Raw genomic sequence first — 13,269 nt, 5'->3', positions numbered from 1 at the left:
GCAAAGACGCAAAGCCGCGAAGTTTTTTCTTTTTCACCATATAAGCGATGTAAGTTCATTTTAGAAAAACAATCAGTGATAATCCGTCGAATCCGTAAAACCCGCGTGCTACTTTTGCGCAGAAAACTCAAATTTTCTTCTATAACTTATATGATAAAAATAAAATTATTTAGGAAAAGCAGCACTCTGATAAGCGCCTAAATCTGGTGGAGAAGTTCTTGTGGCTCCAATAATATCTAATGGAATGATATAGTTCTGATTTCCTTTCGCGAAAGCGGCAGAAGTATTATCGATATTCAGTTTGTTTTGAGAAACATTAAAGAATTTTGGACTCTGATTTAGAATAATCTGATTGTAATGTGCTGGATCTTTGGTAAATTGATAATCCGGATTTGTGCTCGAGCTGCTAAATTTCAATAGACAATTGTTTAATTGATATACAAATGCTGCACTGGTATTTTTAGTCAAATTAAATTCATTGGTATTTGAACCATAAATAATACAGTTATTGAAAGTTGCCTGAGTCAAAGGATTTGTTTCCGGAGTTGCTCCAGCCAAACTGTTGCTCAAATTCAAAGCAAATTGTGAACTTGGCCAATTGTTATTAAAAGTACAATGTGTAAAAATATAATTTCCGCCATAAACACAAGACAAACTTGCTAATCCAGCGTAACTAATCGCAATATTTTCACCATTAATTCGGGCATTTTGAGCTAGAATTCCGTATTCTGCACAATTGTAAATCTGAGTGTTTTTAATTTGAATTGTTGTATTATCTTGGTTTCTAATGTCTAAACCAGTAATAGCATTTTTTAAAGTCAGATGATTTATCGTGTGATTTGTACTTCCGCTGGATAATATCACAGATTTCCATTGTCCCGGAATATCGTCGTAAAGTGATTCTAAACGATCGCCTTCAAAAACAACTTCATTTTCAAGTTTTTCGGTTGTTGATGTTGTTCCGTTTATTTGTAACGAAGCTTTATTGTCTACATAAATTCCTGAACTTGCGTGAAAAAATACTCGAGCTCCAGCTTCAAAAGTAACCGTTTTATTTTCTGGAACTCCTGCATAACCATAGATTACATAAGGCTTTTGTTTTGTAAAAATCAATTCATTTCCGTTAACAGGATCATTTTCATTTAGATAAAATCCATCAACATCTTTGCCGTCAATTTTGATTTTTTCTTTAGTTCCGTCTGCATTTTGTTTTGGATAAAGAAAAATAGCATCTTGAATTAAGGTTACCAAAGCAACTTCCTGAAGATTTGCGCCGCTGTCAAATTGAATTTCATCGGTATATAAAAAATCTGTTGGATTCGCGTCAGTAATATCGGCTGTCGTTTCTATAAAAATGTACAAACTGTCTTTCGCTAAAAGCGTAACATTATTAAAGATTTTACCATTATTTCCGCTCATTCCGTCAACAGTCATTCGGTATTTTGAACTTAAGCCTTTTTTGAATTTAACAGTCGGGATCGAAATGTCGTTTTTACTTTTATTATAAACTTTAAGTTGGTACGTGCTTGAGCCAATGTTCTTAAAAACAGTATCTAGATAAACGGTATCTTTTGAGAACTTTAAATCTCCGGAACTGGCAACGGTGTCAAAATCTGTTCGACATGAACTGAAAGCTAAAAGGAAACCGAAAATGAAGAGTATAAAGTATTGACGCATTTAAAATCTTTTTTGTAAAAATAGCAAAAAACTTACACGTTTGAAGATCATTTTTAATATTAGAAATGTATTTTCTAATTTGTATCTCATCTTTTCTTTAATTTTACGATTTTAAAGCCTATTTTAAATGAATTACACAAAAGAACAAATATTAGAGCGTTGCAATCAGTTTTCTAAAAACACTTTGATGGAAACGCTAAAAATTGAATATATAGACGCAGGCGAAGATTTTTTAACTGCAAAAATGCCTGTAAATCCAAGCGTTCACCAACCAATGGGATTATTGCACGGCGGTGCTTCGGTAGCTTTGGCCGAAAGTGTAGGAAGTGCAGCATCTTTCTTTTTTATTGATCCAAAAGAACAGGAAGTTCGCGGAATCGAAATTTCTGCAAATCACCTGAAAAGTATTCGCGAAGGTTTTGTTTTTGGAACGGCAAGAATCATTCATAAAGGAAGAAGTATTCATCTTTGGGAAATTAAAATCACTGATGAAGCCGGAAATCTGATTTCGCTTTGCAAATTGACGAATATGGTTTTAGACAAAAAGAAAGCGTAGAAAATATGAATGACTTTTTTTCTACTGTAAAAAAACATCAAGAGCAGAATTTACCTTTTGTAATCTATTCGAAACCTAATTCGTCCAGTATTTTTGCGCTTTTACAGCAAAATGATACTTTATATACAGTTTCAGATTATAGCGAGAAAGGTTTTGTTTTTGCTTCTTTTGATGAAAAACAACTGATTTTAATTCCGGAAGAAGAATCAAAAATTATTAGTGCCGAACAAACTAAAGTTAATTTTGATTTTAATGAAATCGAAGAAGTAAATTTTGATTTGGAAGCCAAAAATCAATATGAAGATTTGGTTTCAAAAGGAATTGAAGCGATTAAAAACGACGAATTCAAAAAAGTGGTTTTATCCAGAAGCGAAACAATTGACTTAGTTAATTTCGATTTCAGTACCATTTTTCAGCGTTTGATTCATTTGTATCCAACGACTTTTTCGTATTGTTTTTTTCATCCTCAAATTGGTCTTTGGATGGGAGCAACGCCGGAACAATTATTGAAAGCAAGCGGAAATGTTTTTGAAACGACTGCTTTGGCGGGAACTCAGAAAGCGACGGCAGAATCTGAGATTCTTTGGCAGCAAAAAGAAAAAGACGAACAGCAATATGTTACTGATTTTATTGTAAAAAGATTGCGTGAAGTCGCGGCTTCGGTTAATGTTACAGAACCTTACAGTTTGAAAGCTGGATCGATCTGGCATATTAAAACTGATATTTCGGGAGTTTTAAACGATAATTCAACGCTTGAAGAAGTTATTGATACTTTGCATCCAACGCCTGCAGTTTGTGGTTTGCCAAAGAAGAAAGCAAAAGCTTTTATCATCGAAAATGAAAATTATGACCGAACTTTCTACACTGGATTTCTAGGCGAATTAAATAGCAGTTTTGCGAACAAAATAGCAAGCTCTGATTTATTTGTAAATTTACGCAGCATGCAAATCAAGGATAATAAAGCAATATTATACATGGGTTGCGGAATTACAAAAGAGAGTATTCCCGAAAATGAATGGGAGGAAAGCGTCAATAAATCAATGACGATGAAAAGGGTTTTGAACGTAAAAAAGAATAGTAATTGTTAGAGAAAAAAGTTTCAAGTTTCAGGTTTCAAGTTTCACGTTCTGAATGTTAACCTGAAACCTGAAACGTGAAACAAAAAAAAACAAAAAACGAAATGAAATTAGATATATTAGCCTTTGGGGCACATCCGGATGATGTAGAATTAGGTTGTGCGGGAACAATTTTAAAAGAAGTATCTCTTGGAAAAAAAGTTGGTATTGTAGATTTAACGCGTGGTGAATTAGGTACGCGAGGAACTGCTGAAACCAGAGATTCTGAAGCTGCAGATGCGGCAAAAATATTAGGTGTTTTGGTTCGTGAGAATCTGGAGATGCGTGACGGATTTTTTGTAAATGACGAAAAACACCAATTAGAGGTTATAAAAATGATTCGTAAGTATAAACCTGAAATCGTATTGTGTAATGCAATTGACGATCGTCATATCGATCACGGAAAAGGGAGCAAATTGGTTTCTGACGCTTGCTTTTTATCAGGATTGGTAAAGATCGAAACTTCGGTAGATGGAGAGAATCAGGAACCATGGAGACCAAAAGTGGTTTATCACTATATTCAGTGGAAAAACATTCAACCGGATTTTGTAGTTGACATCACAGGTTTTGAAGAGAAAAAGGTAGAAGCGATTATGGCTTATAAAACTCAGTTTTATGATCCAAATTCAACAGAACCTGTAACACCAATTACGAGTAAAAACTTTTTTGAAAGTCTAAATTATCGTGCGCAGGACTTAGGAAGGTTAGTTGGTAAAGATTTTGCTGAAGGTTTTACTGTTGAAAGGTGTTTGGCAGTCAATAGTTTAGAAAATTTGATGTAATTTTTCTAAAAATTTTTCATTTTTTTCTTTGTAGAAGTAAACCTTTGTTATATATTTGCACTCGCTAAGCAAAAATGGTGGTTGTAGCTCAGCTGGTTAGAGTAGCGGTTTGTGGTGCCGCGGGTCGCCGGTTCGAACCCGGTCAGCCACCCAGAAATTTAAAGCCTTGAAGAAATTCAAGGCTTTTTTTGTGCTTATAATTTTCTTTTACCATATAAGTGATTTAAGTTCATTTTAGCTATACGCGATCTTGTCATTTCGACGGAGGAGAAATCACACAAGAAGCTCCACAAAGAAATGTCGATAATCTGTGTCGATCCGCGAGTATGATTTCTCCTCCGTCGAAATGACAAAAATGAGGATTCTCCGTTATTTTAGGATGTACAGCAAGGATTTTTACAAGTTCCATCTAAAATGAACTTAAATCACTTATATGGTTCAATATGACAAAAAATATTGACTTACGTTGGGTTAGATGCACTGCTGTGCATCTCTACATATCACTTATATGGTTCAAAAAAGACAAAAAAAGGCACAAAAAAAGCATGACGTTTAAGTCATGCTCATTTGGTTGTTATATTTGGTTTGCGGATTAACGAATTTCGTCAAAAGTATTTCCTTGTTTGATATCGCCGGTTTTAAAACCTTTTTTGAACCAGTACATTCTTTGTTCAGATGTTCCGTGTGTAAAGGAATCCGGAACAACGTGACCTTGCATTTTGCTTTGAATTGCATCGTCACCAACGGCATTTGCAGCGCTCAAAGCTTCATCAATATCACCAGCTTCTATATATTGTTGGTTATCATGAGCCCAAACTCCTGCATAAAAATCCGCTTGTAGTTCTAGTGCAACCGAAAGTTTATTGGCTTCAGCCTCGCTTTTTCCTTCTTGCGCCTGACGCATTTTAACTGATGTTCCTAACAGAGTTTGTATGTGATGACCAATTTCGTGTGCAATAACGTATGCAATAGCAAAATCACCACCTTTTGCACCAAATTTAGTTTGAAGTTCTTCAAAGAAATCTAAATCCATATATACGATTTGATCTCCGGGACAATAAAATGGTCCCGAAGCCGAAGATGCACCACCACAAGCAGTGTTAACAGAGCCTTTAAAAAGCACTAATTTCGGTTTCTTATAGGTAATTCCTTGTTCTGTGAAAATCTTGTCCCAAGTGTCTTCAGTTTTAGCCAAAACAGATCTTACAAAATGTCCCATTTCTTCATCTTCTTTACTTAAGGGAGCAGCTGTTTGAGTTGTTTGTTGTTGTCCGCCTTGTATTTGTTCTAAAGCAGAACCTATAGTTTGTCCCGTCTCGCCACCAAAAACATTTAGCAACAAAATTACTATTCCAATAATACCACCACCAACGGCTACTTTTCCGCCAGAAATTGATCTTCTGTCTTCAACATTATCGCTTTCTCTAGTTCCTTTCCATTTCATAGTATTCTGTATTAAAAATTATTGTAGGGTAAATCTCTACGAATTTATATTTTTTTTTGGAATTAGAGACTAGTCAATCTCATTTACTTTTAATTATTTTAACCATTTTGTCAAAGCGTCTTCGACAGTTCCTTTCATGATTGGTTTCGAAATGTAATCGTTCATTCCGGCTGAAATGCATTTGTTGCGTTCCTCTTTTTCGGCTCCCGCAGTAACGGCAATTATGGGAATATCTCTACCGCGGCTAGTATTTCTAATTGCTTTTGTGGTTTCATAGCCATTCATAATTGGCATTTGAATATCCATAAAAACCATATTTGGATTGATGTTTTCGAATTGCTGTACAGCTTCATATCCATTTTCGCATTCATAAATAAAAGCATTATTGTATAAATTTCTAATGATAGTTTTTAGCAGCATCATATTTACCTTGTTGTCTTCTACAATCAAAAAGGTTATTGATTTATCACTTAATTCATTAGTGCAATCCGCTTTTGAGTTCATTTTCTTTAACTCAGCATTGTATTTTTCATTTATACTTTGATTGCTTGTTTTTAGATTTAAATCAAAATAAAAATTACTTCCAATATCTATTTTACTTTCCAGTTGTAATCGGCTTTCCATAAGAGCCAATAATTGGTTCGAAATAGTTAATCCTAAACCGGTTCCTCCAAATTTTCTCGTTGTAGAACTATCTTCTTGCGAAAATGCCTTGAAAATTTTCTTCTGATTTTTTTCTAAAATTCCAATTCCTGTGTCAATTACAGAGAATCGAATCACACAATTGTTGCTTTTGAATTTTTCCAGAACCGAAACATTTAGCTTTATAGAACCTTCGTTGGTGAATTTTACTGCATTCGAAAGTAAATTGATCAAAATTTGTTTGATACGTACAATATCTGTCCAAATATATTTAGGAACATCAGGATCGACATTGAGTTCCAATTGAAGATTTTTTTGGTTTGACTCATAAACAATCAAATCAAAAACCTGACCGAGTACTTTTTTAATATCGTACAAATCAATGAAAAGCTCCAGTTTTCCAGCTTCAATTTTAGAAAAATCAAGAATGTCATTGATAATTTCCAATAATGAATGTGCCGATTGATTTATCGTAGTCATGTATTTTTCCTGAATTTCTTCAAGTTCGGTTTTCATCAATAAATGTGTAAAACCAATAATGCCATTTAGTGGAGTTCTGATTTCGTGCGACATATTCGCCAGGAAGTCAGATTTAGATTTATTGGCTGCTTCCGCTAATTGCTTGGCTTTTATCGCGTCTTCGGTTTCTTTTTTGTTTGTAATATCAAAGTAGATTCCACCCACAAATTCAATTTCGTCACCTTTTTTGATTACATCGCCAAATTCTTCCACCCAAATATATTCACCAGTTTTTCGTTGAATTCGATATACATTATGAAGAGGCATTCCGCTTTGCAAATTATCAATCTGGCTGTTGATTACTTCCTCTTTATCATCCGGATGAATTAGGGATAAAAACGATAAATTGTTCTCAATAAATTCAGATTTTGAATAACCGGTTAAATGCAAAATTTCATCGCTAAGGAATATTTTAGTCGAAAAAGCATCAAATTTGGATAAATAGACGGTTCCGGGAATGTTATTGGCTATTAATTTGAATTTTTCTTCACTTTCAAGAATTTTGTTTTCATTCCGATTTCGCTCTAAAGCAGAAGAGATATTATTGGCTAGAACCTGAAAAATATAAATCTCTTCTTCAGACCATTTTTTCTCATTTGTACAATCGTCAAAACCTATAAATCCCGTAAAAATATCGTTGATATAAAGCGGTAAAATCAAAATTGATTTGATTTCGTTATCAATCAAAAGTTGCTTAAAAAAGGTGTCTTCAAGCTTTCGCGTAAGCGTGTTAAGGATTTTTTTGCTTTGAGCGACGTTGTAAATTTCTTTTAAATTATCTTCTGTAAGCTGCCTTAATGGTGTAATTTGATGTTGAACGCCACTTTTGGACCATTTATATTTCTGACTTACTGTATTTGTTGTAAAGTCTCTTTCGTAGTAATACATATGATCTACTTTGGCTGCTTTTCCAATTAAATCATAAGTTTCCTGAAACATTTCCTGAGTCGTTTTGCTTAGCAAAAATTTCTCTGTACAAAGAGAAAGCGCAGATAACAATTGACTTTTAAATTCTAATTTACGCTCAGCTTCTAAACGCATTTGCGATGAAATAGCCAGCGAGATTACGTCAGAAATGGTTCGTGCATAATTAATGTCTTCGTTATCCCATTCTCTTTGTTCTTCGGTACTTTCAAAACAAACGACACCAGCCAATTGCCCGCTTAAAAATACGGGAACATCAAGCATCGATTTGATGTGATTTTTGGTGAAATAGAGTTTCTGAAATTCAGAAGTTTCAAGTTTATTAAAAACATCCGGAGCATTAATAATAGCTTTGTTTTTTAAGGTTTCAAAATATATTGGATACGATTCTTTATCTAATATATTTTTGTCGCTTAAGTTTTGATTGTCAAGGCTAAATATGTTTTTGCAAGTAATTAAATCTTTGTAATATTTCCAGAAACTTACTCTGTTTGTTTTGCTTACCGTTGCCGCTTCTTTGACGATATAATCAATAACAGTATTTAAATTATCGTATTTACTAAAGTCTGTTGTCGATAGTTTTTTTGTCGAATTATTGTAAGCTTCAATTTTTTCGAGACGTCTTTTTTTCTCGTTTTCGATATTTCTGATCTCAGTAATATCTCTGGCAATTCCGGCAAAACCAATAGTTTCGCCAAGATCATTTTTGCGAACAATAATCTTTTGAGAAATCCATACTTCTAATCCGTCTTTCTTAATAACCGGAAATTCTATTGTAGGGAAATTATTTTCATTGATGACCAGATTTTCATAAAAATCTACAGCGCCTCTAATGTAATTTTCGTGAATGAAATTTGAATAATGTTTGGATATAATTTCATTTTCAGAATAGCCTAAAATTGAAAATCCAAATTCATTAATAAAAGTAAAATGTCCGTTGACATCAATTTCAAAAATAATATCAGTCGCAGTTTGAATTAGATTTTTATATTGATCCTGAACATTGATTTGTTCCGTAACATCCTGACCAATACTGATAATTAAGTCGTCTGAGAATTTTTTATCTTTCCATTGAATGTATTTATATTCTCCATTTTTGCTTTTTAATTTTCGAATATAAAGTTTGTTTTCCTGATAATGTATTGGAAGATTGTTTTCTATGAATCCTTCGTCTTTTGTGAGTTTCCAGAAGTCAAAACCCATAACTTCGTCCGGTAAATAACCTAAAATAGAACTTACTGTTTCGCTGCAAAATAATATTGCGCCTTTTTGATTTGTAGCAATTGTTAATGAATTTCCTTTATGAACAATTTCGTTTGCAAATCTAAAATTATCCCGATTGTTTAATAAAACGGCATATTTTACCTGATTGATAATGAAAATAAGAATGCAGAAATTAATTAATAATACAGAAGATTTTATCGGAATTAAATGAAAAGTAACGGTTGTAATAAGAAAAACAAATACCAGAGCAACAAAAAACCAGTACGTTTTTATTGGTTTTAGAATATTATACGAAAAGAAAAAGGAGATTAAAAATACAATAACCGGAACAACATCGTTTGCAAGACGAACAATATTGTAGCAAACATAGGTTATGTATATAAAGAAACAGAAAATGAAAATTTGCTGAATTCTATCTCGAAGCCATTTGACTTTGTCTGTTATTAAATAAATAAGGAGAACTGTAAAACCAATGGAAACGTTTACGATAAGTAAACTTTTTGGTCTGATTTTGAAGATTTCATTAATTATTTCGATTACAATAACTGCAATTCCAAAGAATAAAATATACAATTGATATTCTTTACTTGCAGTTTCGGCCTCTTTCTTTTTTTCGATAAAATAACCAATTCTGGCTTTTATTCGAAAAAACTGATAAACCAATAATGCCAGAAATCCAAAAAGGGATAATCCTAAGATGATGAGTTTAGGATTGTTGTAGAAAATTATATCAGAATTGTAAACATACCAATTTGTTATAATTGATTTCAGGACATTGCCGATTAAAGCAATTCCTGAAATCAATGAATTGAAGAAACTACAGTTAGCTACCATAGAATTCGGGGTATGTTGGTTTAGTAAAATAGCATTTTTGAAAGCTCTAAAAAGAGTAGGTTAAGCCCTTTTTTTACTTAGAAACTTCGGTTTTATTCTAAATCTGATTGTCCAATTGATTCAATTATATCTTTTTCTTCTTCTTCAGTAAAAATCGAGAAATAAGTCGCATATGTTACAGAAGTATTAAAAATAATAGTAAAAAGTACTCCAATACAACAACCAATAAGGCCAACCATAGAGCCAATTATACCGGTGATAAATAATGCGAAAATTAATAGCGGATTTTTAGTTACTACAATTATACTTCCTTTTATGGCATCTACAGCACTTAAATTTCCAAAAACGACTAAAGGAATTGCTATAAAAGTGAAAAATGATATAAAAATTGAAATTGCAGTTCCTAAAAGTACGATTCCAAAGCTTTCGATAACAGCCGAAATAGCATTACTTACTAATCCTATAATTAGTGCCATTATGAATAACTGAGTAAAATAGGGTGCTTTGTAATAAGTGAAAATTGTCGAAACGTTGAATTCTTCGTCTTTGTCTGCGCAATCTGCCATTTTAAGAAATCCAGCTCCAAAAGGAGCCAATAAAGCTGCAAATAGAGAAACAGCACCTATAGAAAGAAGCTGCTCGAGATAAGAAAGTTTCTGATTTTCTAAATCCAGAATAAAATCTTTACTAATTGCTGCAACACCATAAATGGTAACGGCTAATCCCATGGCAAGGACCGCTATAATAATTGAAAAAACCAATATAATAAGCCCTGAATAAAGTGCTATTTTTTTGTAGTTTTCGAAAGCGTAATTAAAAGTGGACCCAAAATCTATGGTATATCCATTTTTTTTGATGTCTTCAATTTGGTCAAGTGTAGATTTCATTAGAAGTAAAATTGTTTTATATTCTTGTAAGTTAAGCTGGTTAATCAGACGTAAATATAATATTTTTAATCAATTCCGTATGAAAATCTACAAAACATTACGAAATCGTTTTTTTATACTTACACCCAGTCTAATAGACGTTTAATCGAAGCCAATTTGTCTTTGTAAGGTGCATACCGCATTGGTAAATCGAGCCAGTTTCCTTTTTTTACGATCGCTTTATGATGCGAGAAGATGTCAAAACTTAATTGACCGTGATAAGCGCCAATGCCGCTGTGACCAACGCCGCCAAAAGGTAATCTTTTGTTCGAAAAATGAACAACTGTATCGTTAATGCATCCGCCACCGAAAGAATAAGTAGTAATTAGTTTTTTTGCAAAAGACTTATTTTCGCTAAAAACATAAAAAGCAAGAGGTTTTTCATATCGGCTGATTACATTTTGAAGATCAGCTTCAGTTTCGTAAGTTAGGATTGGTAAAATTGGACCAAATATCTCTTCTTGCATAACTGGACTATCGAGAGCAGGTTCTTCGATTAAAGTTGGAGAAATATAGAGATTGTGTGCATCTGTTTCACCTCCAAAAACTACTTTCTCTTTTTCTATCATACTGTCTAAACGAACCCAGTTTTTTGTGTTTATAATGCGGGCAAAATCAGGAGATTTTTCCATTTTTTTGCCGTAAGCTTTTATGATTTCTTCCATTAAAAACGAAAGAAAATTGACTTTCATGTTTTTCTGAATCAAAATATAATCCGGCGCAATACAGGTTTGTCCGGCATTTATGAATTTTCCCCAGACAATACGTTTTGCTGCAAGTTTCAAATTTGCCGTTTCATCAATAATACAAGGATTTTTTCCGCCTAATTCTAATGTAATCGGAGTCAGATTTTCGGCTGCAGCTTTGGCGATGATTTTTCCAACAGAAACACTTCCGGTGAAGAAAATATAATCCCAGCGTTTTGCCAGTAATTTATTCGAAACTTCAACGCCGCCTTCAAAAACTTCAACATGATTGACATGAAATGTTTTTTGGATAATTTTTGCAATTATTGCTGAGGTATGTGGCGTAAGTTCTGATGGTTTTAAAACCACTCTGTTTCCTGCAGCAACGGCAGAAATCAAAGGACATAATGCCAATTGAAAAGGATAATTCCAGGGCGCAATAACCAAAACATTTCCGTAAGGTTCTTTAAAAATATAATCTGTAGAAGGAAAATTAAGAAGAGAAGGCAAAATACGTTTTGGTTTTGCCCAATTGTGAATGTTTTTGATGGTGTCTTTTAGTTCGGAAATGACATAATTCGTTTCCGTTAAAACCGCTTCAAATTCTGGCTTTTTAAAATCATCGTATAAAGCTTTTACAATTAAATCTTCGCTTTTTTGAATGTTATACAACAATTTTTTGAGCGTTTCTTTTCTGTATCCGATGTCGTTTTTATAGTCCATTTTTATGATTCACTTGATTTTTGTCTATGCAAGTTAATCGATAAAAATTAAAAAATTAACAATTGTATCATAAAAATCATATCGCATTCCAAATTGTTTCGTCTGGAGTAGGAGCAATGATTGTAATGTTTTCTTTAGAAACCGGATGCACAAAAACTAACTTTCTGGCATGAAGATGAATTCCGCCATCAGGATTACTTCGGTCAAAACCATATTTTAAATCTCCTTTAATTGGAGATCCAATTGCGGCCAATTGAGCTCTAATTTGGTGATGGCGACCAGTATGCAGATTAATTTCTAATGCCACATAATTTTGAAGTTCTTTAATAATAGTATAATCTAAACTGGCGATTTTACTATCCGGAACTTCTTTTAAATGTGCTTTTGAAGTGTTGTTTTTCTCATTTCTTTTGAGATAATGAACCAATTTAGCCTTTGTTTCCTGAGGTTTATTTTTAACAACTGCCCAATACGTTTTTTGAGTTTCACGATTGCTGAACATTTCGTTCATGCGTGTTAATGCTTTACTGGTTCTGGCAAAAACAACAATTCCCGTTGTGGGTCTGTCTAAACGATGAATCACACCCAGAAAAACGTCACCAGGTTTATTGTATTTGTCTTTAATGTATTCTTTTACAACATCAGATAAAGGTTTATCTCCGGTTTTATCACCTTGCACAATATCGCCTACGCGTTTGTTAACCACAATAATGTGATTGTCTTCGTGTAGAACTTGTAGATTATTTTTATCTGAAAGAATTTTCATTTTAGACTTGCTTAGATTTTTAGACTTACTTAGACTTCTTAGAATTTTGGACTTATGATTAAAAAAAAAGATTATAATAAAGTGGCTCTGAATCTAGAAGTCATTTTTGTGATTTCTTCTAATAGTTTTATCAATTCAGTTGTATTTTCTTCATTGATAAATCCAAGATCAGAAGAAATTAAAAGCTGTGTTTCTACTTCGTAAGCTGAACCAATTGCAATTTCTAAGAATCGGGCGAAATCTTTGTTTGAATTTCTTGATGAACCTTCTGCAATGTTTGAAGGAATTGATACAGATGCTCTTCTTAATTGATTTATAATTCCAAATTTTTCTTCACTTGGAAATTTTGCTGTTGCATTATAAATTTTAGAACAAAACAATCTGCTTTTCTTCCAAATTAAAAGTTCTTTAAATTGATGCATTTTTTTGATTGATTAGATTTTAGATAAGA

General features: G+C 33.0%; 10 protein-coding genes and 1 tRNA gene. 4 read left to right on the top strand and 7 right to left on the bottom strand.

Features of this window, described 5'->3' with window-relative positions; translation table 11 throughout:
- Window positions 1-165: 165 nt before the first annotated feature.
- Entirely contained in the window at window positions 166-1,677 is a 1,512-nt protein-coding gene (locus WN975_RS11720; protein ID WP_337966697.1) for a hypothetical protein, read from the bottom strand.
- A gap of 127 nt (window positions 1,678-1,804) precedes the next feature.
- On the opposite strand from WN975_RS11720, the gene WN975_RS11715 reads away from it, so the two are divergent.
- The 4 genes from WN975_RS11715 to WN975_RS11700 all read left to right on the top strand — a co-directional run bounded on the left by WN975_RS11715 (window position 1,805) and on the right by WN975_RS11700 (window position 4,281).
- Window positions 1,805-2,233 carry a PaaI family thioesterase gene (locus tag WN975_RS11715; protein ID WP_099708848.1) on the top strand — a complete coding sequence of 143 codons (429 nt, stop codon included), beginning with the start codon at window positions 1,805-1,807 and terminating at the stop codon, window positions 2,231-2,233.
- 5 nt (window positions 2,234-2,238) lie between these two features.
- Window positions 2,239-3,321, top strand: coding sequence for a chorismate-binding protein (locus WN975_RS11710; protein ID WP_337966696.1), 1,083 nt, complete (start codon window positions 2,239-2,241; stop codon window positions 3,319-3,321).
- Window positions 3,322-3,413: 92 nt separating this feature from the next.
- Window positions 3,414-4,130, top strand: coding sequence for a bacillithiol biosynthesis deacetylase BshB1 (gene bshB1 / locus WN975_RS11705; protein WP_337966695.1), 717 nt, complete (start codon window positions 3,414-3,416; stop codon window positions 4,128-4,130).
- 77 nt (window positions 4,131-4,207) lie between these two features.
- Window positions 4,208-4,281 (top strand) — tRNA-His (locus WN975_RS11700).
- A 441-nt stretch (window positions 4,282-4,722) separates the two neighbouring features.
- Here WN975_RS11700 and WN975_RS11695 read toward each other — a convergent pair.
- The 6 genes from WN975_RS11695 to WN975_RS11670 all read right to left on the bottom strand — a co-directional run bounded on the left by WN975_RS11695 (window position 4,723) and on the right by WN975_RS11670 (window position 13,240).
- Window positions 4,723-5,574: a neutral zinc metallopeptidase gene (locus WN975_RS11695; protein ID WP_337966694.1), complete on the bottom strand. Its 852-nt coding sequence runs from the start codon at window positions 5,572-5,574 to the stop codon at window positions 4,723-4,725.
- 93 nt (window positions 5,575-5,667) lie between these two features.
- The gene (locus WN975_RS11690; protein WP_337966693.1) at window positions 5,668-9,717 is read right to left on the bottom strand and encodes a PAS domain S-box protein; all 4,050 of its coding nucleotides are present in this window, start codon (window positions 9,715-9,717) and stop codon (window positions 5,668-5,670) included.
- 92 nt (window positions 9,718-9,809) lie between these two features.
- Window positions 9,810-10,604: a hypothetical protein gene (locus WN975_RS11685; RefSeq protein ID WP_337966692.1), complete on the bottom strand. Its 795-nt coding sequence runs from the start codon at window positions 10,602-10,604 to the stop codon at window positions 9,810-9,812.
- Window positions 10,605-10,723: 119 nt separating this feature from the next.
- Window positions 10,724-12,052 carry an aldehyde dehydrogenase gene (locus WN975_RS11680; protein WP_337966691.1) on the bottom strand — a complete coding sequence of 443 codons (1,329 nt, stop codon included), beginning with the start codon at window positions 12,050-12,052 and terminating at the stop codon, window positions 10,724-10,726.
- 76 nt (window positions 12,053-12,128) lie between these two features.
- Window positions 12,129-12,818 carry an RluA family pseudouridine synthase gene (locus WN975_RS11675; protein WP_337966690.1) on the bottom strand — a complete coding sequence of 230 codons (690 nt, stop codon included), beginning with the start codon at window positions 12,816-12,818 and terminating at the stop codon, window positions 12,129-12,131.
- Window positions 12,819-12,889: 71 nt separating this feature from the next.
- Window positions 12,890-13,240, bottom strand: a complete 351-nt coding sequence (locus WN975_RS11670) for a four helix bundle protein (protein ID WP_337966689.1) — start codon at window positions 13,238-13,240, stop codon at window positions 12,890-12,892.
- Window positions 13,241-13,269: the final 29 nt, after the last annotated feature.

Source organism: uncultured Flavobacterium sp. (assembly GCF_951805225.1).
Classification (GTDB): domain Bacteria; phylum Bacteroidota; class Bacteroidia; order Flavobacteriales; family Flavobacteriaceae; genus Flavobacterium.
This window is presented reverse-complemented; position numbering and strand designations above follow the sequence as displayed.

Excerpts from the sequence above, each read along its gene's own strand:
- WN975_RS11720 (WP_337966697.1), bottom strand. The coding sequence starts at position 1,677 with ATGCGTCAATACTTTATACTCTTCATTTTCGGTTTCCTTTTAGCTTTC.
- WN975_RS11715 (WP_099708848.1), top strand. The coding sequence starts at position 1,805 with ATGAATTACACAAAAGAACAAATATTAGAGCGTTGCAATCAGTTTTCT.
- WN975_RS11710 (WP_337966696.1), top strand. The coding sequence starts at position 2,239 with ATGAATGACTTTTTTTCTACTGTAAAAAAACATCAAGAGCAGAATTTA.
- bshB1 (WP_337966695.1), top strand. The coding sequence starts at position 3,414 with ATGAAATTAGATATATTAGCCTTTGGGGCACATCCGGATGATGTAGAA.
- WN975_RS11695 (WP_337966694.1), bottom strand. The coding sequence starts at position 5,574 with ATGAAATGGAAAGGAACTAGAGAAAGCGATAATGTTGAAGACAGAAGA.
- WN975_RS11690 (WP_337966693.1), bottom strand. The coding sequence starts at position 9,717 with ATGGTAGCTAACTGTAGTTTCTTCAATTCATTGATTTCAGGAATTGCT.
- WN975_RS11685 (WP_337966692.1), bottom strand. The coding sequence starts at position 10,604 with ATGAAATCTACACTTGACCAAATTGAAGACATCAAAAAAAATGGATAT.
- WN975_RS11680 (WP_337966691.1), bottom strand. The coding sequence starts at position 12,052 with ATGGACTATAAAAACGACATCGGATACAGAAAAGAAACGCTCAAAAAA.
- WN975_RS11675 (WP_337966690.1), bottom strand. The coding sequence starts at position 12,818 with ATGAAAATTCTTTCAGATAAAAATAATCTACAAGTTCTACACGAAGAC.
- WN975_RS11670 (WP_337966689.1), bottom strand. The coding sequence starts at position 13,240 with ATGCATCAATTTAAAGAACTTTTAATTTGGAAGAAAAGCAGATTGTTT.